The 20,049-nt window shown below is 63.7% G+C and carries 22 protein-coding genes and 1 tRNA gene; 10 read left to right on the top strand and 13 right to left on the bottom strand.

Annotation, left to right across the window (positions count from 1 at the left end; genetic code table 11):
• Position 1: 1 nt before the first annotated feature.
• From U8330_RS00865 to U8330_RS00845, 5 genes are all read left to right on the top strand, one after another.
• Positions 2 to 580, top strand: a complete 579-nt coding sequence (locus U8330_RS00865) for a TadE/TadG family type IV pilus assembly protein (RefSeq protein WP_323103223.1) — start codon at positions 2 to 4, stop codon at positions 578 to 580.
• Between the two features lie 92 nt (positions 581 to 672).
• On the top strand, positions 673 to 1,893 hold the full coding sequence (locus U8330_RS00860) for a phosphopentomutase (protein WP_323107072.1): 1,221 nt from the start codon (positions 673 to 675) through the stop codon (positions 1,891 to 1,893).
• Positions 1,890 to 2,864 carry an adenosine deaminase gene (locus tag U8330_RS00855; protein ID WP_323103222.1) on the top strand — a complete coding sequence of 325 codons (975 nt, stop codon included), beginning with the start codon at positions 1,890 to 1,892 and terminating at the stop codon, positions 2,862 to 2,864. Before U8330_RS00860 ends, U8330_RS00855 begins: the two co-directional genes overlap by 4 nt.
• A 90-nt stretch (positions 2,865 to 2,954) precedes the next feature.
• Positions 2,955 to 3,584 carry a uracil phosphoribosyltransferase gene (gene upp, locus U8330_RS00850; RefSeq protein WP_323103220.1) on the top strand — a complete coding sequence of 210 codons (630 nt, stop codon included), beginning with the start codon at positions 2,955 to 2,957 and terminating at the stop codon, positions 3,582 to 3,584.
• Positions 3,585 to 3,758: 174 nt separating this feature from the next.
• Positions 3,759 to 4,262, top strand: a complete 504-nt coding sequence (locus U8330_RS00845) for a retropepsin-like aspartic protease family protein (RefSeq protein WP_323103218.1) — start codon at positions 3,759 to 3,761, stop codon at positions 4,260 to 4,262.
• Here the strand turns inward: U8330_RS00845 and deoA are convergent.
• The 7 genes from deoA to U8330_RS00810 form a co-directional block, all read right to left on the bottom strand.
• Positions 4,252 to 5,571 carry a thymidine phosphorylase gene (gene deoA, locus U8330_RS00840; protein ID WP_323103216.1) on the bottom strand — a complete coding sequence of 440 codons (1,320 nt, stop codon included), beginning with the start codon at positions 5,569 to 5,571 and terminating at the stop codon, positions 4,252 to 4,254. The two genes, U8330_RS00845 and deoA, sit on opposite strands and share 11 nt — an antisense overlap.
• On the bottom strand, positions 5,568 to 6,344 hold the full coding sequence (gene deoC / locus U8330_RS00835; RefSeq protein ID WP_323103215.1) for a deoxyribose-phosphate aldolase: 777 nt from the start codon (positions 6,342 to 6,344) through the stop codon (positions 5,568 to 5,570). The genes deoA and deoC overlap by 4 nt, the downstream gene beginning before the upstream one ends.
• Before the next feature lie 91 nt (positions 6,345 to 6,435).
• Positions 6,436 to 7,239: a purine-nucleoside phosphorylase gene (locus U8330_RS00830; RefSeq protein ID WP_323103213.1), complete on the bottom strand. Its 804-nt coding sequence runs from the start codon at positions 7,237 to 7,239 to the stop codon at positions 6,436 to 6,438.
• A complete protein-coding gene (locus tag U8330_RS00825; RefSeq protein ID WP_323103211.1) occupies positions 7,236 to 7,625 on the bottom strand; it encodes a cytidine deaminase in 390 nt (129 codons plus the stop codon). Before U8330_RS00825 ends, U8330_RS00830 begins: the two co-directional genes overlap by 4 nt.
• A gap of 4 nt (positions 7,626 to 7,629) precedes the next feature.
• Positions 7,630 to 8,601 (bottom strand): ABC transporter permease, encoded by a 972-nt coding sequence (locus U8330_RS00820; protein ID WP_323103210.1) that lies wholly within the window; start codon positions 8,599 to 8,601, stop codon positions 7,630 to 7,632.
• A gap of 3 nt (positions 8,602 to 8,604) precedes the next feature.
• On the bottom strand, positions 8,605 to 9,741 hold the full coding sequence (locus U8330_RS00815; protein WP_323103209.1) for an ABC transporter permease: 1,137 nt from the start codon (positions 9,739 to 9,741) through the stop codon (positions 8,605 to 8,607).
• Entirely contained in the window at positions 9,738 to 11,273 is a 1,536-nt protein-coding gene (locus tag U8330_RS00810) for an ABC transporter ATP-binding protein (RefSeq protein ID WP_323103207.1), read from the bottom strand. Before U8330_RS00810 ends, U8330_RS00815 begins: the two co-directional genes overlap by 4 nt.
• A gap of 222 nt (positions 11,274 to 11,495) precedes the next feature.
• Between U8330_RS00810 and U8330_RS00805 the strand changes: the two genes are divergently transcribed.
• Positions 11,496 to 11,708: a SlyX family protein gene (locus tag U8330_RS00805; protein ID WP_323103206.1), complete on the top strand. Its 213-nt coding sequence runs from the start codon at positions 11,496 to 11,498 to the stop codon at positions 11,706 to 11,708.
• 70 nt (positions 11,709 to 11,778) lie between these two features.
• Here U8330_RS00805 and U8330_RS00800 read toward each other — a convergent pair whose 3' ends face one another.
• The 5 genes from U8330_RS00800 to U8330_RS00780 all read right to left on the bottom strand — a co-directional run bounded on the left by U8330_RS00800 (position 11,779) and on the right by U8330_RS00780 (position 17,552).
• A complete protein-coding gene (locus U8330_RS00800; RefSeq protein WP_323103205.1) occupies positions 11,779 to 12,771 on the bottom strand; it encodes a BMP family ABC transporter substrate-binding protein in 993 nt (330 codons plus the stop codon).
• 226 nt (positions 12,772 to 12,997) lie between these two features.
• Positions 12,998 to 15,172 carry a TonB-dependent siderophore receptor gene (locus U8330_RS00795; RefSeq protein WP_416236786.1) on the bottom strand — a complete coding sequence of 725 codons (2,175 nt, stop codon included), beginning with the start codon at positions 15,170 to 15,172 and terminating at the stop codon, positions 12,998 to 13,000.
• Positions 15,173 to 15,338: 166 nt separating this feature from the next.
• Entirely contained in the window at positions 15,339 to 16,226 is an 888-nt protein-coding gene (locus U8330_RS00790) for an AraC family transcriptional regulator (protein ID WP_323103203.1), read from the bottom strand.
• A 138-nt stretch (positions 16,227 to 16,364) separates the two neighbouring features.
• Positions 16,365 to 17,030 (bottom strand): peptide-methionine (S)-S-oxide reductase MsrA, encoded by a 666-nt coding sequence (msrA, locus tag U8330_RS00785; RefSeq protein WP_323103201.1) that lies wholly within the window; start codon positions 17,028 to 17,030, stop codon positions 16,365 to 16,367.
• Between the two features lie 210 nt (positions 17,031 to 17,240).
• A complete protein-coding gene (locus U8330_RS00780; RefSeq protein ID WP_323103199.1) occupies positions 17,241 to 17,552 on the bottom strand; it encodes a hypothetical protein in 312 nt (103 codons plus the stop codon).
• A gap of 349 nt (positions 17,553 to 17,901) precedes the next feature.
• On the opposite strand from U8330_RS00780, the gene U8330_RS00775 reads away from it, so the two are divergent.
• The 3 genes from U8330_RS00775 to U8330_RS00770 all read left to right on the top strand — a co-directional run bounded on the left by U8330_RS00775 (position 17,902) and on the right by U8330_RS00770 (position 19,035).
• A tRNA-Ser gene (locus U8330_RS00775) sits at positions 17,902 to 17,991 on the top strand.
• Positions 17,992 to 18,501: 510 nt separating this feature from the next.
• A complete protein-coding gene (locus tag U8330_RS22400; RefSeq protein WP_416236785.1) occupies positions 18,502 to 18,735 on the top strand; it encodes a DUF6894 family protein in 234 nt (77 codons plus the stop codon).
• Positions 18,736 to 18,759: 24 nt separating this feature from the next.
• On the top strand, positions 18,760 to 19,035 hold the full coding sequence (locus U8330_RS00770; protein WP_323103197.1) for a DUF6894 family protein: 276 nt from the start codon (positions 18,760 to 18,762) through the stop codon (positions 19,033 to 19,035).
• Positions 19,036 to 19,066: 31 nt separating this feature from the next.
• Here the strand turns inward: U8330_RS00770 and U8330_RS00765 are convergent, their stop codons facing one another.
• Positions 19,067 to 19,375 (bottom strand): hypothetical protein, encoded by a 309-nt coding sequence (locus tag U8330_RS00765; RefSeq protein ID WP_323103195.1) that lies wholly within the window; start codon positions 19,373 to 19,375, stop codon positions 19,067 to 19,069.
• 193 nt (positions 19,376 to 19,568) lie between these two features.
• Here U8330_RS00765 and U8330_RS00760 point away from each other — a divergent pair, with 193 nt between their 5' ends.
• Positions 19,569 to 19,853, top strand: a complete 285-nt coding sequence (locus U8330_RS00760; RefSeq protein ID WP_323103193.1) for a hypothetical protein — start codon at positions 19,569 to 19,571, stop codon at positions 19,851 to 19,853.
• Positions 19,854 to 20,049 lie beyond the last annotated feature (196 nt).

Genomic DNA, 20,049 nt, shown 5'->3' with positions numbered 1-20,049 from the left:
CATGATGGAGAGGACAGGGATCGCTTTCACGCGGCACTGGCGCCGGTTACGGGCCGACACGAAGGGCGTTGCCGCCATCGAATTCGCCATGCTGGCGCCGATCCTGTTGATGATCTATCTCGGCGCCTTCAATCTTTCGATCGGCTTCGATCTCGATCGGCGCACGGCACGGGCCGCGAGCACGGTGGCCGATCTGCTGACCCAGCGCGACCAGACCGACAAGGCGACGCTGGACAGCATGAAGACGGTGACCGAGAGCATCCTGGCGCCCTTCACCGTTACCAACTACACGCTGAAGATGACCGCCATCAAGGTGACGGCGGCCGGCGTCGGCACCGTGCTCTGGTCGCGCGACCAGGCGGGCAACAAGCCCTATGCCAAGGGCGCGATCGTGGTGGTGCCGACCGACCTGTCCACCATCAACAGTGTCCTCGTTCATTCCGAGCTGACTGTCCCCTACCAGCTGTCCCTGTTCACCCCCATGCCCTCGGCTGCCAATTCGGTCAGCATCATCAATCTGTCCAAGGACTACTACTTCCGCCAGCGTGTCGGCGACGACATCAAATGCCCGGATTGCTGACGCGGTGCTGAAACGGCGCGATTGCCGATTTGCAAAAAGCCCGCGTCGGCCATAATCAGAGCAGACAACCAGCCTCCGGGAGTGCACCGTCCATCGTGAGAGCCATTCTCTTCGTTCTCGACTCCTTCGGCATCGGCGGCGCGCCGGATGCGCAGGCCTATCAGGATCTGGGCGCGGATACGCTCGGTCACATCGCCGAGTTCTGCGCGGCCGGCGCGGCGGAGCGGGAGGGTGTGCGGTCCGGCCCCCTTCATCTGCCGAATATGAGCATGCTGGGGCTTCTGGAAGCCGCGCGCCTTGCCAGCGGCCGCCTGCCGCCGGGCATGGCGCAGCCGGATCGCCTGACCGGCCTCTATGGCGCCGCGACCGAGATTTCGGCAGGCAAGGACACGCCTTCCGGCCACTGGGAACTGGCCGGCACGCCGGTTCTGTTCGATTGGGGTTACTTCCCCGCTGAGGGCGACGCCTTCCCGCCTGCGTTGGTCGAGGCCATCTGCCGGGAGGGCGCGGTGCCGGGCATTCTCGGCAATTGCCATGCCTCGGGCACCGAGATCATCGCCCGCCTCGGCGAGGAGCATATGCGCAGCGGCAAGCCGATCTGCTACACCTCCACCGACTCCGTCTTCCAGATCGCGGCGCATGAGGAGACCTTCGGCCTCGAGCGCCTGCTGGAGCTCTGCCGCACCGTCCGCCGCCTGCTCGACGAGGCCAATATCGGCCGCGTCATCGCCAGGCCCTTCCTCGGAACCTCCCCTTCGACCTTTGCCCGCACCGGCAACCGCCGCGACTTTTCCGTGCTGCCTCCGGAGCCGACCTTGCTCGACCGGCTGAGCGAAGCCGGCGGGCAGGTGCATGCGGTCGGCAAGATTGCCGACATCTTCGCCCACCAGGGCATCGGTCGCATGATCAAGGCCAATGGCAATGAAGCGCTGTTCGACGCCAGCCTCACCGCCATCCGCGAGGCGGAGGATGGCGACCTCGTCTTCACGAACTTCGTCGATTTCGACCAGCTCTACGGTCATCGCCGCGATGTGGCGGGCTATGCCGCCGCGCTGGAGGCCTTCGACCGACGCCTGCCGGAGCTCGATCCCCTGTTGCGGCCGGGCGACCTCGTCATCCTCACCGCCGATCATGGCTGCGACCCCACCTGGCGGGGAACGGACCATACGCGCGAGCGCGTACCGGTTCTGGCCTTCGGCCCTCGTCTGTCGCCGCGGCCGCTCGGCCACCTGCAGGGCTTTGCCGCGGTCGGCGAGACGATTGCGGCGCATCTCGGCCTCAGGCCGGGTCCGCATGGACGGAGCTTCCTATGACCCGCCACCTGAAGAAGGCCGAACTGCACTGCCATATCGAAGGCGCGGCGCCTCCGGCGCTCGCCCTCGCCCAGGCGCGGAAATACAATGTCGATGTCGGCGGCCTGATCGAAGACGGCGCCTATGTCTGGACGGCCTTCTCCGATTTCCTCCTCTGCTACGACCGCATTGCCGGCCTGTTTCGCAGCGAAGAGGATTACGCCGCCTTGGCCGAGGCCTATCTGGTCGCGCTTGCCGAGGCCGGAACGATCTATAGCGAGATCATCGTCTCGCCCGATCATGGAAACACGATCGGTCTTGGCGCGGATGCCTATCTGCGCGGGCTCGGCGCCGGCATCGAGGCAGCCAGGGCGCGCACCGGCATCGAAGGGCGGATGATCATCACCCTCATCCGGCACCTTGGTCCCGAACAGGCCGAACGCACGGCGCTCTATGCCGCCACCCGACCGCACCCGCTGGTCACCGGCATCAACCTTGCCGGCGAGGAGCGCATGCACCGTGTCGCGGATTTTGCCCGCGCCTATGACATTGCGCGTGACGCCGCTCTCGGCATCACCATTCATGCCGGTGAGATGGCCGGTGCGGACAGCGTGCGCGATGCGCTGACCATCGTCCGGCCGAGCCGCATCAGCCATGGCGTGCGCGCAATCGAGGATCCTGGGCTGGTGGCCCAGCTGGCCGAGGCCGGGGTCGTGCTCGAGACCTGCCCAGGCTCCAACATCGCGCTTGGCGTCTTTCCGAGCTTCGACGCCCATCCGCTGCGGGCGCTGCGCGATGCCGGCTGCCGCGTGACGCTGAATTCCGACGATCCGCCCTTCTTTAACACCTCGCTCGCCCAGGAATATGAGATCGCCAGCGCGGTCATGGGCTTTGCCGATGCGGAGATCGACGCCATGACCCGAACGGCGATCGACGCCGCCTTCGTGGACGAGACGACACGCGCCCGTCTGTTCGCCGCACTCGACGCCTGAGATGGGGACCGGGCCCTGCCCGGCCTTGCGGGACGTGACGGAACTGTGAAACAAGGAGGTCTCACTTTCCTTACGCGCAAGGAGCCCCGCATGGACGGCGTCACTGTCATCAACCACCCGCTCGTTCAGCACAAGCTGACGATCATGCGCAAGAAGGACACCTCGACTGCCGGCTTCCGGCGGTTGCTGCGCGAGATCTCCGTCCTGCTCTGTTACGAGGTGACGCGTGATCTGGAGCTGACCAAGGAACGGATCGAAACGCCGCTGGAAGAGATCGAGGCGCCGGTGCTGGAAGGCAAGAAGCTGGTCTTCGCCTCGATCCTGCGCGCTGGCAACGGCCTTCTGGAAGGCATGCTGGAGCTCGTGCCCTCCGCCCGCGTCTCGCATGTCGGTGTCTACCGCGATCATGACACGCTGGAAGCGGTCGAATATTTCTTCAAGGCGCCGGAAAACATGGCCGAGCGCCTGGTGATCGTCGTCGATCCCATGCTCGCCACCGGCAATTCCGCCATTGCCGCCATCGACAAGCTGAAGGAACGCGGCGCCAAGTCGCTGCGCTTCCTCTGCCTGCTCGCCGCGCCCGAAGGCATCCGCAATTTCCAGCATGCCCATCCGGATGTGCCGATCTTTACGGCCTCGATCGACCGGCATCTGAACGAGAAAGGCTATATCGTGCCCGGACTTGGGGACGCCGGCGACCGGATGTACGGCACCAAGTAAGAGGGACTCTCGCTGACAGGAACCGACAGGTCTCGACCAGCGAGGTACCGTATCAGCGCACCGACCATTAACCGAACCTCGAGAAAGCGCGCCCTGTCGGCGCGCTTTTTGCTGTTCCTTCAGCCCTTCTGCGGCATGTCTTGGGCAACGCCGACCAAGACCGGAGCCGATCGGGTGCACCGCTTTCTGTTTCTCGCCGCCGTGCTCGGCCTGCTTGCCATGGCCATGCCCTCGCTGACGCAGACCATGCTCACCCGGGTTGACCAATCATCCACGCCATCCGCGCCGCGTCCGGCCAAAGCCTCCGGCCGTGAAGTGGTCGTTCCCGCCGCGGCCGACGGTCATTTCTACGCACGGTTCGAAATGAACGGCCGGCCGGTCGAAGGGCTGGTCGATACCGGCGCCTCGACGGTGGCACTCAATGACAGCACCGCCCGGCGCCTCGGCATCCTGCCCGGCAGCCTGACCTACAGCCAGAGCGTGACGACCGCGAACGGCGTGGTGATGGCGGCCCCGGTGACGCTGGAGCGCGTCAAGCTCGGCAGCATCGCGGTCGACAGCGTCGAGGCGCTGATCCTGCCGGATACGGCGCTCTCCGGCGCCCTGATCGGCATGAGCTTTCTCTCCAAATTGAAGAGCTATGGCGTGGAGCAGGGCGCGCTGCGGCTCAGGCGGTAAGCCGCGAGACGATGACAGGCGCGGGCGCAAGGCTCTCGGGGCCGATCCGGTAGCAGGCCTGGAAAGCGCTGATCCCCGCCTCCGCCTGCGCCTCGTCCGCCGCGTGGATCCTTGCCATGGGCGTCCCCTCCTCCACCCGGCTTCCGAGCGGCAGGATCGCGGAAAAACCGACGCGGGGATCGACCGCATCCGTTGCGCGCAGGCGCCCGCCCCCGAGCGCGATCACGGCAAGGCCGATACCGCGGGCATCGCAGGCGACAAGCTTCCCTCCGACCAGTGCCGGAACATCGCGGATGACTGGTGCCTGCGGCAGGCTGTCTTTCGCCCATGCGGTAATGTCGGCCGGTCCGCCGAGGCCGGCGACCATGCGCGCAAAGCGCTCCAGTGCCGCGCCGCTTTCCAGTGCACGACGCGCCTTGTCCTGCGATTCCATCGGCCCGGAGGTGAGTCCTGCCACCAGCAGGTTCTCTGCCGCCAGGGCCATGACCACCTGTTCGAGCCGCGACCCGGCCTTTTCCCCGCGCAGGAAAGCAAGGCAGGCTGCAACCTCGACGGCATTGCCGACCGCATCGGCGAGCGGCTCGTTCATATCCGTCACCAGCGCCGTCGTCTTCAGCCCGGCGCCGTTGGCGACATCGACGAGGGTGCGCGCCAGACCCTCGGCTTCCGTCTGGCTCTGCATGAAGGCGCCGCTGCCGAACTTGACGTCGAGCACCAGCGACTGCAGCCCGGCGGCCAGCTTCTTGGAAAGGATCGAGGCCGTGATCAGCGGGACGCTGTCGACCGTCGCGGTGATATCGCGAATGGCGTAGAGGCGCCGATCGGCGGGCGCGAGATCATCCGTCTGACCGATGATGGCGCAGCCTGCTTCGGCGATGGTTCGGCGAAGTCTCTCCGCCGACGGAGCGATCTGATAGCCGGCAATCGATTCCAGCTTGTCCAGCGTGCCGCCGGTGTGACCGAGGCCGCGACCGGAGATCATCGGCACTGCCAGGCCGCAGGCGGCAAGTATCGGTGCGAGCATCAGCGAGACATTGTCCCCGATACCCCCGGTGGAATGCTTGTCGGCCACGGGGCGGCCGAGCGACCTCCAGTCGAGCACGGTGCCGCTGTCGCGCATGGCCAGCGTCAGGGCCACGGTCTCCTCGCGGCTCATGCCGGAAAACCAGGTGGCCATGGCGAAGGCGGCGACCTGCGCCTCGGCCAGGCTGCCGTCGGCGATGCCGGACACGATCGCGCGGATCTCCGCCGAAGACAGCGCCTCGCCATCCCGTTTGCGGCGGATGATCTCCTGCGGCAGCATGCTCAATAGGCCGCGGCAGGGGTGGCGGATTCGCGCCCGTCCAGCGTCGCGAGAATATCGCCGAGCAGGCCGGAGGCACCGAACCGGAAGGTCGAGGGCATGGGCCAGTCCGGCCCGAGAATGGTGGCGGCAAGGTTCAGATAGAGCCTCGCTTCGGGCACGGTCCGCACGCCGCCGGCCGGCTTGAACCCGACCCGCTTGCCGCTGCCGCGGATCGTGGTCAGCATGACGTCGGCCGCCTCGAGCGTGGCATTGACGGTCACCTTGCCGGTCGAGGTCTTGATGAAATCGGCGCCTTCCTCGATGGCGATTTCGCAGGCGCGGCGGATCAGCGCCTTGTCCTGCAACTGCCCGGTTTCGAGAATGGTTTTCAAAAGCGCCGGCGCCGGGCAGGCGGCGCGCACGGCGCGGATCATGCTGCGCACCGCGGCCTCATCCCCCGCCTTGAAGGCCTTGTAGGGAATGACAAGGTCGATCTCGTCGGCGCCATCGGCAAGAGCTGCCTGCGTTTCCCCGACCACTTGCTCCACAGGCAGATCGCCGGAGGGGAAATTGACGACGGTGGCGATGCGAACCGGGCTCTGGGTCCCCAGGATTCCGCGCGCCTGGCGCACGAAGCGCGGCCAGATGCAGATGGCGGCGACAGGGCCATGGCTCGTTCGCGCCTTGGCGCACAGCGCCTCGATCGCTTCCGGCGTGCAATCGTCTGTCAGGTCGGTGAGGTCGAGCAGCGACAGGGCAAGAGAGGCGATCTGTCGGTTGTTGGCTTCCAGCGTCATGAGCGTCCCTCTTGCAGCTTCCGGCGGCGGTCTTTGCCTTTGCCCCTTGGCCTTGGGTGTAGCGGTTTGCGCGGCCTCTGCAAAGGCGAACCTAATCGGGCAGTCCGCTGCGGATCAACTCGGTCAGGATGGCGGCCAGGCGCTTGCCGCCAATCGGCGCCATGTCCTTGGTTTCCGCGTGGCTGAGCTCGCCCCCTGTCATGCCCGCACCGAAATTGGTGATCACCGAAGCGGCCGCCACCCTCAGCCCGGCATGGCGGGCCAGGATGACCTCCGGCACGGTGGACATGCCGACCGCATCGGCGCCGAGGATCCGGGCCATGCGGATTTCGGCCGGCGTTTCGAAATTGGGGCCGGAGAACCACATGTAGACCCCTGCGCCGAGGGGCACCCCTGCACGCCCGGCCGCGGCTGTCATGGCCGCGCGCAGGCCAGCATCATAAGCAGTGGTCAGGCCGACGAAGCGGCTGTCGCTGTCAACGCCGATCAGCGGGCTGGTGCCGGCATAGTTGATATGGTCGGTGATCAACATCACCGAGCCGGGCGGCAGATCCTCGCGCAGCGATCCGGCGGAGTTGGTCAGGAAGAGGTCCGTAATGCCGAGCGCCTTCAGGGTTTCGATCGGCGCCTGCATCGCCTTTGCATCGCCCCGCTCGTAATAATGCACGCGGCCGGACAGCATGACGACCGGTACGCCGGCGAGCCTTCCGGCCACCAGCTCTCCCGCATGGCCGGAGACGGCGCTGACGGGGAAGCCGGGGATATCGGCATAGGACCGCCGGAACACCGGCTCGACGGCATCGACCAGCGTGCCGAGCCCGGAGCCGAGCACGATGGCGAGCCTCGGCGCGAGCGTGCCGAGCCCCTCGCGCAGCATGGCCTGCGCCGCGCTCATCCGATCACATCCGTCGCAAAACTGTGCGGCAGGATCTCGGCGATCGTCATGGTCTTCTTCACGCCCGTTTCGTCACAGAGATAGAGCTTCGTGCCCGCATCGGAAAATTCCGCGAGCCGCTGACGGCAGCCGCCGCAGGGCGGGCAGAGCGCCAGCTTCTCGGCAATGACGGCGACCTCGACGATCCTTTTCGCGCCGCCCATGATCATATGGCTGATCGCCGTCGTCTCGGCGCACCAGCCCTCGGGGAAAGAGAGGTTCTCGATGTTGGCGCCGGCATAGATCGCCCCATCCTCGGCGCGGATCGCCGCGCCGACCGGGAACTTCGAATAGGGCGCATGCGCCCTGGCCATGGCGCCGCGGGCGGCTTCGAACAGATCCTGCATGGGATCAGCGCTCCTTCACATAAGGGATGCCGCCGGCCTTGGGCGGGATGGCCTTGCCGATGAAGCCGGCAAGCAGGATGACGGTGAGGATATAGGGCAGCGCCTGCATGAGCTGCACCGGCACCTGGCCGATCAGCGGCAGGGGATTGCCCTGCAGGCGGATGGCGAGCGCATCGAGAAAGCCGAACAGCAGGCAGGCCAGCATGACATTGACCGGCTTCCACTTGGCGAAGATCAGCGCGGCGAGCGCGATATAGCCCTTGCCTGCCGTCATGCCCTTCACGAAGCCGGCGGTCATGGCGAGCGACAGATAGGCGCCGGCCAGCCCCGTGAGGATGCCGCAGCAGATGACGGCGCGATAGCGCAGCCAGATCACCGAGATGCCGGCCGTATCCACGGCACCCGGATTCTCCCCGACAGCGCGCAGGCGCAGGCCAAAACGGGTGCGGTACAGGATCCACCAGCTGAAGGGCACCATGGCGAAGGCCAGGTAGGTCAGCAGGAAGTGGCCGGAGAGAATGTCGGCATAGATCGGCCCGATGATCGGGATCGGCCGGATCTCGGCGGCGAAGGGGAACTCGATGACCTGAAAGCGCGCGCCCGCGCTCAAGGCCGGCGTCCGCCCGCCCTGGCGGAACCAGGCTTCCCCCAGGATGACCGTGGCACCGGCCACGATGAAGTTGATCGCAACACCCGAAACGATCTGGCTGCCGCGCTGGGTGATCGAGGCATAGCCGTGGACGAGCGAGAGAGCGACCGAGATGAGGATGGCGGCCAAAAGCCCCATCCAGACCGAACCGGTGACGGCTGCGACTGCGCCGGCTGCGAAGGCGCCGGCCAGCATCTTGCCTTCAAGCCCGATATCGAAGACGCCCGCGCGCTCGGTGAAGAGCCCTGCCAGTGCCGCGAAAATGAGCGGCACGGAGACGCGGATGGTCGATTCCAGAAGCGCGATCAGCGTTTGGAACAGGTCCATGGCTCAGGCTCCCTTGGTTTGGGCAGAGGCCGCGCCATCGCGGCGGGAAAAACGGGCAAAGGCCTGGCCGATCGCCGGGCGGAACATGTTTTCCAGCGCGCCGGCAAACAGGATGACGAGGCCTTGGATGATGACGATCATGTCGCGCGAGATCGTCGGCATTTCGAAGGCGATTTCCGCCCCGCCCTGGTAGAGCATGCCGAACAGGATGGCGGCCGGAATGATGCCGGCCGGATGCGAACGCCCCATCAGCGCCACGGCGATGCCGACGAAGCCTGCACCCTGAACGAAGTCGAGCTGCATGCGGAACTGCTCGCCCATGATCGGGTTCAGCGCCATCATGCCGGCCAGCGCGCCCGAAATCATCATGGCGATCACGGTGATGCGCTGGTCGCGGATGCCGGCATAGCGCGCCGCGGAGGGGCTGTGGCCCATGACGCGCATCTCGTAGCCGAGCCGGGTTCGCCAGATCAGCAGCCAGCAGCCGAAGGCGGCGACGAGCGCCAGCAGGAAGGAAATGTTGAACGGCGCGTTGCCGACATCGAGACCGAAAAGGGCGAGCAGCCAGTCGAGCTTCGGCAGTTGCCCGCCGGCCTCGAAGGTCCGCGTCTGCGGCGCCATGGAGCCGAGCGGCTTCAAGACCCGGGTCAGGAGATAGACCATCAGGCTCGAGGCGATGAAATTGAACATGATGGTGGTGATGACGATGTGGCTGCCGCGCTTGGCCTGCAGCCAGCCGGGCAGGAAGGCCCAGAGCGCGCCGAACAGCGCCGAGCCGAGAATCGCCAGCGGAAAGACCACGAACCAGGGCAGCGTGCGGTCGAACCAGAGACAGACGAGCGCCACGCCGATGCCCCCGATATAGGCCTGCCCCTCGCCGCCGATGTTGAACAGGCCGGCATGGAAGGCAACGGCAACGGCAAGCCCGGTGAAGATGAAGGTCGTCGCGTAATAGAGCGTGAAGCCGATATATTCGCCGCGACCGAACGCGCCGTTGACCATGTGATAGGCGGCGTTCAGCGGATTTTCACCGACGAGCAGCACCACGAGGCCGGCAACAAGGAAAGCGACCACCAGATTGATGAAGGGGATGAGCCCATATTCGGCCCATCCCGGCAGCTTGGCATAAGGGTTGCTCACTCGGCCGCCTCCATGCGGTTTTCGATGCCGGCCATCAACAGGCCGAGGTCGCCTTCACCGGCATCCGCGCCGCGCTCGCCGACGATCCGGCCGGCGAACATGACGAGGATCCGGTCGGACAGGGCGCGGATCTCGTCGAGCTCGACGGAGACGAGCAGCACGGCCTTGCCCTGGTCGCGCATTTCGATGATGCGCTTGTGAATGAACTCGATGGCGCCGACATCGACGCCGCGCGTCGGCTGGCCGATGATGAGCACCTCCGGCCCGCGCTCCATTTCCCGCGCCAGAACGATCTTCTGCTGGTTGCCGCCGGAGAAATTGGCGGTCTTCAGCCGCGGGTTTGGCGGGCGGATATCGTAGCGGCCAATCTTCTCTTCGGCATCGCGGCGAATGGCGCCGACATCCAAGAGCGCCCCCTTGGAAAAGCGCGGATCCCGGTGATAGCCGAGGATCGCGTTCTCGCTTTCCTCGAATTTCAGCACGAGGCCCACATGGTGGCGGTCTTCCGGCACGTGGGCGAGCCCGCGCTGGCGCAGCTCGGCCGGATCGGCATGGCCGGTGACATCGACCGCACTGCCGTTCAGCGTCACGGTTCCGGCGCTCGCCCGGCGGATGCCGGCAATGGTTTCGAGCAGCTCCGACTGTCCGTTGCCCGCCACGCCGGCAATGCCGACGATCTCGCCGGCACGGATCTCGAAGGAGACGTTGTCGACCATCGTCACCCCACGCGCATCCTTGACGGTCAGTCCATCCACCTTCAGCTTGACGGCGCCGGGATGCGCCTCGCCCTTTTCCACCCGCAGGAGAACACGGCGGCCGACCATGAGCTCGGCCAGTTCCTCGACGGAGGTTTCCTTCGTCACCCGCGTCGCCACCATCTCGCCACGGCGCATGACGGACACGTCGTCGGTGATCGCCATGATCTCGCGCAGCTTGTGGGTGATGAGAATGATGGTTTTGCCCTGCGCCTTCAGCTGCTCGAGAATGCGGAACAGGTGGTCGGCCTCGGGTGGGGTCAAGACGCCGGTCGGTTCGTCCAGGATGAGGATATCGGCGCGGCGGTAGAGCGCCTTGAGGATCTCCACACGCTGCTGCAGGCCGACCGGCAGATCCTCGATCAACGCATCGGGATTGACCTCCAGCGCATATTCGCGCTCCAGCCGCTTGAGCTCGACACGCGCCTTCGAGATGGAAGCAGTGAGGATCTGGCTGTCCTCGGCGCCGAGCATGACATTCTCAAGCACGGTAAAGTTCTCGACCAGCATGAAGTGCTGGTGGACCATGCCGATGCCGGCGGCAATGGCCGCGTTCGGATCCTTGATCGTCTGGACCTTGCCGTCGATCAGAATCTCGCCTCGGTCTGCCTGGTAGAAGCCGTAGAGGATCGACATCAGGGTCGATTTTCCGGCTCCGTTCTCGCCGATAATGCCGTGAATGGTGCCCTTTCGGACCTTCAAGTTGATGGCCTTGTTGGCGTGGACAAGGCCGAAGCTCTTGTCGATGCCGCGAAGCTCGATGGCAAAATCGCTCATGACGGCGCGTCCTGCTCCCTTCGCCCTGCCGGACCAGTCCGCAGGGCCTGCCTCTTTCCTGTTCGGGCAATCACCCGAACGGCCTTGTCATTTCAGCTCGGCAATCTGCGACCGGGCCAAGCATTCCTTCAAGGAACCACAGACGGATCCGTCGCCATGCCCTTAACTTTCGCCTCTCTTTGCCTCTATAGCAGGGAAATGAGCGAGCAGAAGGGCAAAGACATGACCAGCAGCGAGGCCGAGCGCATTATCCGGCTGGAGGAAACGGTGGCCCATCAGGCGCGCATCATCGAGGATCTGTCCGCTGAACTTGCCAAGCAGTGGACGAGCGTGGCGCAGATGCGCGCCAAGCTCGACCGCCTCACCGAACGATTCCTGACGCTCGAGGAACAGACGCTCGACGCGCCGGCCATCACGCGACCACCGCATTACTGATCGAGGACCCGGCGCTTTTCGCATCGGGCCCTCGAACGCGGGAGCCGGCAAGGGCCCCCGCGTTGCGCGATCAGTAGGGGCAGGCTTCGTCGGCCATGTAATCATGCACCTGGAGGGTCCCGGCGATGATATCGGCCTTCGCCTTATCGACGGCGGCCTGCATGTCCGGCGTGATCAGCGCCTTGTTGTTGTCGTCCAAGGCGAAGCCGACGCCGTCTTCCTTCAAGCCCAGATTGGAGACGCCGAAGGCGAACGTGTCGTTCTTGGCGCTCATGAAGCTTTCGTAGACGGCCACATCCACGCGCTTGAGCATCGAGGTCAGCACCTTGCCCGGCTGCAGGCCGTTCTGGTTGCTGTCGACGCCGATGCCGAGCTTGCCTGCATCGGCCGCCGCCTGCAGAACGCCGACACCCGTGCCGCCGGCTGCGTGGTAGACGACATCCGAGCCCTGGTCGAACTGCGACTTGGCGATTTCGCCGCCCTTGACCGGATCGTTCCAGGCTTCCGGCGTGGTGCCGGTGAAGGCTTCGAGAACCTTCACATCCGCCCCGGTGGACTTGGCGCCACCGGCGTATCCACAGGCAAACTTATGGATGAGCGGGATATCCATGCCGCCGATGAAGGAGACGGTCTTGGACTTGGACGCCATGCCGGCCAGGACGCCGACCAGGTAGGAGCCTTCCTGTTCCTTGAAGACGATCGACTTCACATTCGGCTTTTCGACGACCATGTCGATGATGGCGAACTTGGTGTCCGGATACTCCGCGGAGACCTTTTCCAGCGCCGCCGCCCAGTTGAAGCCGGCCATGACGATCGGGTTGTTGCCATCGCCAGCGAAACGGCGGAGCGCCTGCTCGCGCTGGGAATCATTGGCGATTTCGAAATCGCGGTAGGCAATGCCAGTCTCTGACTTGAACTTTTCCGCCCCGTTGAAGGCGGCTTCGTTGAACGACTTATCGAATTTGCCGCCCAGATCGTAGATGAGTGCCGGCTTGACATCGGCCGCCAGCGCCGTCGCCGACATCATCGAAAAGGCCAGGAGACCAAGGAGAGTTTTCTTCATTGTGCAGCCCTATTTGTTGCCACGGATTGTTCTAGGTCCTCCCGCACGCTCCGTTCTTCGGGAGCATGTCTGCGGGCCCGGCCGTCCGCACAGGCGTGGCCGGGCTGGGCCGCATCCTTGCACGCCAATTTGAAAAGTACACCCGAAATTTTTCTCAACTGGTAAATTTTTGAGGGGGCGAAGGTCGGCCAAGCCCTTGGATCGTAAGGCTTTGCCGACACAAAGCCTAGAATGTCTTGCTCAGCTTCAGCGTCACGGTTCGCCCTGCGCCGTAGCCGCAGGTAAATTCTCCTTGGCAACCTTGAACATAGTCCTTGTCGAACAGGTTGGCGACATTGAGCGCCGCACCCCAGCCGTCCTTCTCATAGCGGATAGCGGCGTCGGCGAGCACCGCGTCCGGAACCTTCAGCGTGTTGAGAGTGTCGGCATAGGACGAACCCTGATAGCGCACACCGCCGCCGATGCTCATGCCCTCGAGGCGGCCTTCCGTCAGCGTGTAGTCCACCCAGAGCGCTGCCTGGCTCTTCGGAATGAGGTAGGGCCGCTTGCCGATCAGCGCGGAATTGAGATCCTCGGTGATTTCGAGGTCGGTATAGGAGTAGGAGGCAAGGAGCTTCCAGTTTTCCGTCAGATTGACCTTGCCCTCGAGCTCGAAGCCGGTCGAGGTCACCTCACCCAGTTGCTCCTGCAGAAAGTCCGGCCGCGTCAGCGCCACGTTCTGCTTGACGATCCGGAAGACCGAGGCGGTGAGGAGGGCATCGAAACCGGTGGGGGCATATTTGACGCCGCCTTCCAGCTGGTGGCCTTCTTCCGGCTCCAGCGCCCCGCCATTGGCGGCAGTGCCGATCAGCGGGTTGAAGAACGTCGCAACGCTGACATAGGGCGTCACCCCATTGTCGAATTCATAGCCAAGCCCCGCACGGCCGCTGGCCGCGCCATCGCTGTCCGAATAGCTGGTGCCGATCCTTGCATCGCTGTCGGTATGCACCCAGTCGTACCGGCCGTTCAGCGTCACCAGCCAGCCTTCCCCGAAGCGCAGTTGATCCTGTGCATAAAGGCCGAGCTGCTGCAGGGTCAGGACCTGGTCGCTGTAGACGCCGTCGATCGGCGGTTGCGGCAGGCCATAGAGAGGATCGGTCGGCGAGATGGGCGTTGCCGTGGCCGGAAAGCGCGGCACCGCCTGCACCTGGTCCAGCCTGTAGTGCTTGTAGTCCAGGCCGACCAGCGCCTGATGGGCGACCGGCCCCGTGTCGAACGTGGCCTCGGCCCGGTTGTCGACCGCAAAGCTGTTGACGGCCGTGGTGTGCTCGAAGCCGATCCGGTTCAGCGCATAATAATTCGGCGCGGCAGGATCGGTCGTGTTGACATAGCCATAGGGGTAGAAGAGCACCTCGTGCTTGTCGAGATGGCTGTAGCGCAGCGTCTGAGAGAGCTTGATGCCGCTGTCGAGGCGATGCTCCAGCTCGTAGCCCACCATCTGCTGATCGGAGCGGCCGGTGTCGAGATCCGGCTCGGAAAAGAAGCCGTCGCGATCGATCTTGCCGTAGGGTGCATCGACGACCGTGCCGACATAGGGCAGGAACCCATTGCCCGTATGCCGCTGGTCGAGCCCCGAAGCGATGGCATAGACTGTCAGGCTGGTGGCGTCATCGGGCTTGAAGCGCACCTGCGGCATGAGGAAGCCGCGGAAATCATTGGTATAGTCGGTCTCGGCCTCGCCACCGGCGATCTTGCCGGTGATCCGTGTTGTCACTGCCTCGCTGAGCGGCGTGTTGACGTCGAAACCGGCAAAGGCATTGCCGAAGCTGTTGATGCCGATCTCCACCGTGCGCGACGCGTCGTCCTGCGGGCGCTTGCGGATCAGGTCCACGATGCCGCCGGGATTGGCGCCGCCATAGAGCACCGAAGCCGGGCCTTTCAGCACCTCGACCCGCTCCAGCATGAAGGCATCCGCCTGAAATCCGCCGAAGCCGTAGGAGTAGAGGTTGAGCCCATCCAGAAAGACACCGTTCTGGGTGGCGTCGAAGCCGCGAATATAGAACCAGTCCGTATCCGGATCGGCACCGAAGGGTTCGGTGGAGACACCCGCCGTATAGCGCAACGCCTCGTCGATCTTGCTCACCACGCCCCGATCGTCGAGCTCGGCACGGCCAAGGACCGAGACGGATTGGGGGACGGCTGTCACCGGCAAGGCTGCCTTGGAGCCGGTGGCCGTGTCGCGCGCGACATAGCCTTCGACAGGGCCGGTTGCCGACTGGCTGTCGCCGCCGCCATCCACCGTCAAGGCTTCGAGCTGGGTGGGAGATGCGGCATCCTGGGCCGAAGCGAGGCCCGCCATGCCGGATAGCACGGCCGTGCCGGCCAACCACGCCATCATCCGCGCCGTGCAAACTCTCTTCATCCCGATCCCCTGTCTCTCATAGGCCGTCGCTATAAGATGACCCGATAAATCAAGTTTAACGCCGAGGCTTGTCTCTTCCTGCGCTTTTTGAAGATTTTTCCGCTCCCGCCATGAAAGCAGGTCCGGTGCGGCACTCCGGCAACGCCTGCCCCATCGCCGCGCAGGATCAACCGCGCTCCTGACGCAGCCACTGCCCGGGTGCCAGACCGACCCGCTGGCGGAAGACACGGGTGAAATGCGGTTGATCGGCAAAGCCACATTCGGTCGCGACATCCGACAGGCTGAACCTGCCGGTGGCGAGCAGGCGCTTGGCGCGCTCGATACGCGCAACCAGTTGATAGCGATGCGGCGGCAGCCCGGTGGCGCTCTTGAACGCCTGACTGAAGTGCGAGGGCGAAAGCCCCACAAGCGCCGCCAGCTCGTCCAGGCGAATGGCTCGCTGGCATTCCGCCTCCAGAAACGCGGTCACCCGCCGCACTTGCCACGGCGCCAGCGCGCCGGCCTTGGGCGGCTCGACCCTCGGCAGTTCGAGCACGGCGGCAAGCAGGGCATGGGCCAGCCCCTCAGCGTAGAGATCATGCAATGGCGCCGGGCCCGCGCAGTCGGCGGCGAGCAGGTCCGCAAGCTGCAGCAGACGCGGCTCCATTCGGCAGAAGCGCGGCACTTCGAGTTCCGCCGGATCGAGTGCGGAGCCGAGACGGCGCGAGAGTGCGGCTGCATCGATATGCAGATCGAGATGGCGAAGCGCGCGCACGCCGTTCAGCTCGAGATCGAGCGTCATGCCGGCGGGAATGAAGGACATATGGCGAAGCACGGCCTGGGGTGGCGACCGCCGCCGACCGTGCGGGCTGAGCGCCATATGCCGCCCGCTCTCGCCGGCACTTTCGAGAACGATGAACAGGCGGGGGTCGGAGGCGACATACTGCCCGCCAGCGAGCGGCGAACAGGAGACATCCCACAAATCCGCCACCACCCCACCGAGCGCGCGCCGCGTCCAATGGCCGATCCGCTCGAAGCCGGAAATGCTGTTCGTCATGCGTGGTTGGAAGGTCATGGCCGGCCCGGCGCCAAGCGGCGCAAGAGAAACTTGTATCTAAGAGTTATGTTTCATAGAGGCGGACCGCCGACACGGCAAGGGCCGCCGACGGCACACCATCGACGGCCCAAAAAGTTCTGTACCGGAGGGGATCGCTCAGGAGGCGATGCGGTTCGGCACAGGGCAGGAAACGCCGGTGCCACGCAGCCCGCAATAGCCGCCGGGGTTCTTTTCCAGATATTGCTGGTGCTCGGCCTCCGCAAAGTAGAAGGGTCCGGCAGGTGCGATCTCGGTGGTGATCGGCGCAGCATGGCCGGCCCGCTTCAGCGCGGTCTGGAACGCATCGCGCGCAGCCTCGACCTCGGCAAGATCGGCCTCGTCGGTCACATAGATCGCAGAGCGATAGGTCGTGCCGACATCATTGCCCTGGCGCATGCCCTGGGTCGGGTCGTGCTCTTCGAAGAACACCTTGAGCAGCGTTGCGAGACTGACGACCTTCGGATCATAGACGACCAGTACCACCTCGGTATGGCCGGTCAGCCCCGTGGTGGTTTCGCGATAGGTGGGATTGGGCGTGAAGCCGCCGGAATAGCCGACGGCCGTGACATAGACCCCATCCATCTGCCAGAACAGCCGCTCGGCACCCCAGAAACAGCCCATGCCGAAGAGCACGGTCTTCATGCCTTCAGGATAAGGTCCTTTGAGGGCATGGCCGTTGACGGCGTGGTGGGTGGACGTGGCGAGCGGCGTCTCACGGCCGGGCAGCGCATCGGCCGGCGACGGCATCGTGGTCTTCTTGCCGAAAAGCTCGGTCAGGAACATGGGCAATCTCCTTAAAGGACGGCGAGATGCAAGGACGAAAGGTCCGCCCGGCTTGCCGCTGGATGGGCCAATGCGACTGTCTCGCCTCTCTCCTGTCCAAAGATGGTTGCTCCAGGCCGCAACGCCAAGGGGCATGCCATGCCAGGGCCTCACAATTGCGCGAGCGCCGCGCAAAAGAGCGACCCTTGCCGGCGGCGATGCCGCACCAACTCAGGCAAAACGGTTGGTGGAGCCGCGGCGATAGCCGATCATCCAGAACAGCAGGGCCATCATCAGAAAGATCGCAAAGGCCGGCTGGGAGAGAACCCAGCGTGCCACCGGGGCAAAGGCGGCCCAGCTACCATCCGGGCTCTCCAGCTTTTCCATCGCCTCGAAAGCCGAAACGCTGAAGGACGCGACCGCCGTGCCGAGCGGGGTCAGCACCGGCGTCGATTCCGAAATCGAGCGAATACTATCGACCGTACCAGCCACGATGGCCGCCACGAGCGCAATGAAGCTGGCAAAACGCACCAGGAATCCCATGCTCCGACCCTCCCTGCAACAGCCGGTCGAGGCCCTGGTTCCCAAGGCCGCTCGCCGGGCTTTTCTTATCGAGAAAGGTAGGCCTCAGCTGACCGAAACTCAAGGACAGCGGCCGGTCGTCCCGGTGAATCTTTCGCGGTTCGGTAAACCGCGGAAGGAGCCTCTGTCGGCGCGGCTGCAGCCCACACACCTGCCTGGTTTGAACGACCAAACGAGCGCCTCTGCGAAAAAATGCGCCAGCCCAGTTGATCCGGCAAAGCGCATCGGTATATATCGCGCCGTCCGACCGATCGCGCCGGACGCGGCTCGCGCCGCCTCACCGCTTCAAACCATCGGTGAAGACTTTTTAGGACAGGTGGCCGAGTGGTTTAAGGCGCACGCCTGGAACGCGTGTGTACGTGAAAGCGTACCGAGGGTTCGAATCCCTCCCTGTCCGCCATTAAATTGGCTTAACGCTTTGTTTACGCATCAAAATTCGAAGTCAATTCCCTCGTCTCCCCATTTTCTTCCCCACTTCATATTCTGGTGACGTGCGAATTTGTGCGAACAGCAGTGAATTTCGACCGGACGAAAACCTATCAAGGACCATCCTAGGCTGCAGGGACTAGTGTTGGGGAAAACGTGGTTCTTGCTGAGGCTGATCCCCACTCATTCCTCTAGCTTCAGCAATGGCTTGCAGAGCTGACTTGTCCACTCGGGCGTGCGTACTGCTATGATAACCCTACCTCTTGAGCGCCGAGTCAAAAGATGCGGACACCGCACTCAGCTCTCATGATCAGCGCGCTCTACAGAAGCCAAGCTATCAAAGCCCGACGGATCGTCAGGATTGGTGCGGTACCGGTCACGAATCCTCGCGATTGCCGCCCGAACACACGTGCGGCATTCCTCAACCCATCGCAAATCAGCAGCAGTGTCGTGCGTCCTGCGTCGGTCGAATGGGTCTATCGGAATGCGCAAATTCTTCTTCGACTTCGAGGTTGGTAACGTACTCTTTCGGGATTGGCACGGGGTCGTGTTGCCGGGAGATGCTGAAGCGTCGGCGGCGGCAGCCACTTCCCTCCGCAACCTTGCCAGCGCCTACGCAGATGAGGGGAAGTCCTTTGCCATTACCTCCGTTCGCATCAGGGATAACACTCGGCAGCATGTTGGCGAGGTGTGCTTTCAAAGAGCAGTAAGTCGATAAAGCCGAGCAGATGGACTGCCTACAGTGCCGAAATATTATTTCGATCTTATTTCAGATAATGACCATTTGCTGGACGTCGAAGGCACCGAGTGTGTTGATGACGACGCGGCCCATGCGAAGGCGAAAATTGACCTTCGTTGCATGGTAGGGGAAATCCTGAAATCTGGAGAGGTTGTCGACATAGTCGGCGTGAGATTACACTCCGAGGATAAGCGCGACATAGGCTCCGTTGATGTGGAGGCGGCAATCTCCCCGTATTTTGCCCAAGCATTTTTCGCGGTAAGGAAGAAGGACTGGTAACCAAGTGCTGGTTGTTTGATTGCCGAAATAGCTACGGCTTCATCCGCCGATCGAGCCCTGCCATTCGGGCGCTGAAGAGCCGGTCCACCGCGTCCCGATAGCAATTGACGCCCTTTTCGCAGGCTTTAGCACGCTGCTCCTGATCGTATGGTTGCGTTAGTGCTATTTGGAACAGGAAAGTCGCCGTTCGAAAGTCGGCAACTAGGCTCATTGCGATGGGCAATCTGAAGTCGTCGCCCTCAGCCACGGCGGTATCCGCAACAGACGACAGCCATTCGATCTGCAGCTCGGCACGTTGTTTGAAATCGCGCGCCAACTGCAACAGGGGATCGTCGGACATAAACTACTCACCCCTAAATTCGAAAACTCTGATATAGCATTGGGCGGTCGCTCGTGGCCGCAGTCGTTAACGAGGAACGCTGTCGTATACCTGTCAAATTTAGTTCTGATCATGATTCGAGTCTAATAATCTAATTGAGACTATGATTCGGAACTGTCGGGCTGGATGGATGGAAAGACGTGAAGTTTCACAGATGCTGATCGATGAGTACCTGATCGCGGCCAGGGCGCTGCTCGATGAAGTGCGACGGCAGCAGCGAAGTGCACTGGATGACCTCAGCACGAATTCATACGTCCACTTGCTGCGAGCACTAGCAGACCTGTCGAAGGCCGTCGGCGACTTCGAAGCCTTGGCAGCAAAGGGAGTGCCGGCTAATGAGGTTGCAGGTCGGTTTATCGCAGCGTGCCGTTGTTACGAAAAGGGGCGTGTCAGGCTGTTTGGGAGCGAAGGAGGTAGAGAGGGTGTCACGCTGCATTGAACGATACAACAGCGGAGCCGTTCATATTGGCAAAAGCCGCGCGGTGGCATCGATCGACACTCACCACACGGCAGGGGAATATTCACGGTCAACGTGAGGTTTTGTTAGGTCGACTCTGGCGATAGTGCCGCTCGTAGTCGTCCATCATCCTTTCTGCCTTGACGAAGATCCACTTGGACAGGAGGAGGAGCTGATG

The organism is Rhizobium sp. CC-YZS058, assembly GCF_034720595.1.
GTDB lineage: Bacteria > Pseudomonadota > Alphaproteobacteria > Rhizobiales > Rhizobiaceae > Ferranicluibacter.
The sequence above is the reverse complement of the archived record's forward strand: the minus strand, read 5'-3'. Positions and strand labels throughout refer to the sequence as shown.

Excerpts from the sequence above, each read along its gene's own strand:
- U8330_RS00865 (WP_323103223.1), top strand. The coding sequence starts at position 2 with ATGATGGAGAGGACAGGGATCGCTTTCACGCGGCACTGGCGCCGGTTA.
- U8330_RS00855 (WP_323103222.1), top strand. The coding sequence starts at position 1,890 with ATGACCCGCCACCTGAAGAAGGCCGAACTGCACTGCCATATCGAAGGC.
- upp (WP_323103220.1), top strand. The coding sequence starts at position 2,955 with ATGGACGGCGTCACTGTCATCAACCACCCGCTCGTTCAGCACAAGCTG.
- deoC (WP_323103215.1), bottom strand. The coding sequence starts at position 6,344 with ATGACGCTGGAAGCCAACAACCGACAGATCGCCTCTCTTGCCCTGTCG.
- U8330_RS00830 (WP_323103213.1), bottom strand. The coding sequence starts at position 7,239 with ATGAGCGCGGCGCAGGCCATGCTGCGCGAGGGGCTCGGCACGCTCGCG.
- U8330_RS00825 (WP_323103211.1), bottom strand. The coding sequence starts at position 7,625 with ATGCAGGATCTGTTCGAAGCCGCCCGCGGCGCCATGGCCAGGGCGCAT.
- U8330_RS00820 (WP_323103210.1), bottom strand. The coding sequence starts at position 8,601 with ATGGACCTGTTCCAAACGCTGATCGCGCTTCTGGAATCGACCATCCGC.
- U8330_RS00810 (WP_323103207.1), bottom strand. The coding sequence starts at position 11,273 with ATGAGCGATTTTGCCATCGAGCTTCGCGGCATCGACAAGAGCTTCGGC.
- U8330_RS00805 (WP_323103206.1), top strand. The coding sequence starts at position 11,496 with ATGACCAGCAGCGAGGCCGAGCGCATTATCCGGCTGGAGGAAACGGTG.
- U8330_RS00800 (WP_323103205.1), bottom strand. The coding sequence starts at position 12,771 with ATGAAGAAAACTCTCCTTGGTCTCCTGGCCTTTTCGATGATGTCGGCG.
- U8330_RS00795 (WP_416236786.1), bottom strand. The coding sequence starts at position 15,172 with ATGAAGAGAGTTTGCACGGCGCGGATGATGGCGTGGTTGGCCGGCACG.
- U8330_RS00790 (WP_323103203.1), bottom strand. The coding sequence starts at position 16,226 with ATGACCTTCCAACCACGCATGACGAACAGCATTTCCGGCTTCGAGCGG.
- msrA (WP_323103201.1), bottom strand. The coding sequence starts at position 17,030 with ATGTTCCTGACCGAGCTTTTCGGCAAGAAGACCACGATGCCGTCGCCG.
- U8330_RS00780 (WP_323103199.1), bottom strand. The coding sequence starts at position 17,552 with ATGGGATTCCTGGTGCGTTTTGCCAGCTTCATTGCGCTCGTGGCGGCC.
- U8330_RS22400 (WP_416236785.1), top strand. The coding sequence starts at position 18,502 with ATGCGCAAATTCTTCTTCGACTTCGAGGTTGGTAACGTACTCTTTCGG.
- U8330_RS00765 (WP_323103195.1), bottom strand. The coding sequence starts at position 19,375 with ATGTCCGACGATCCCCTGTTGCAGTTGGCGCGCGATTTCAAACAACGT.
- U8330_RS00760 (WP_323103193.1), top strand. The coding sequence starts at position 19,569 with ATGCTGATCGATGAGTACCTGATCGCGGCCAGGGCGCTGCTCGATGAA.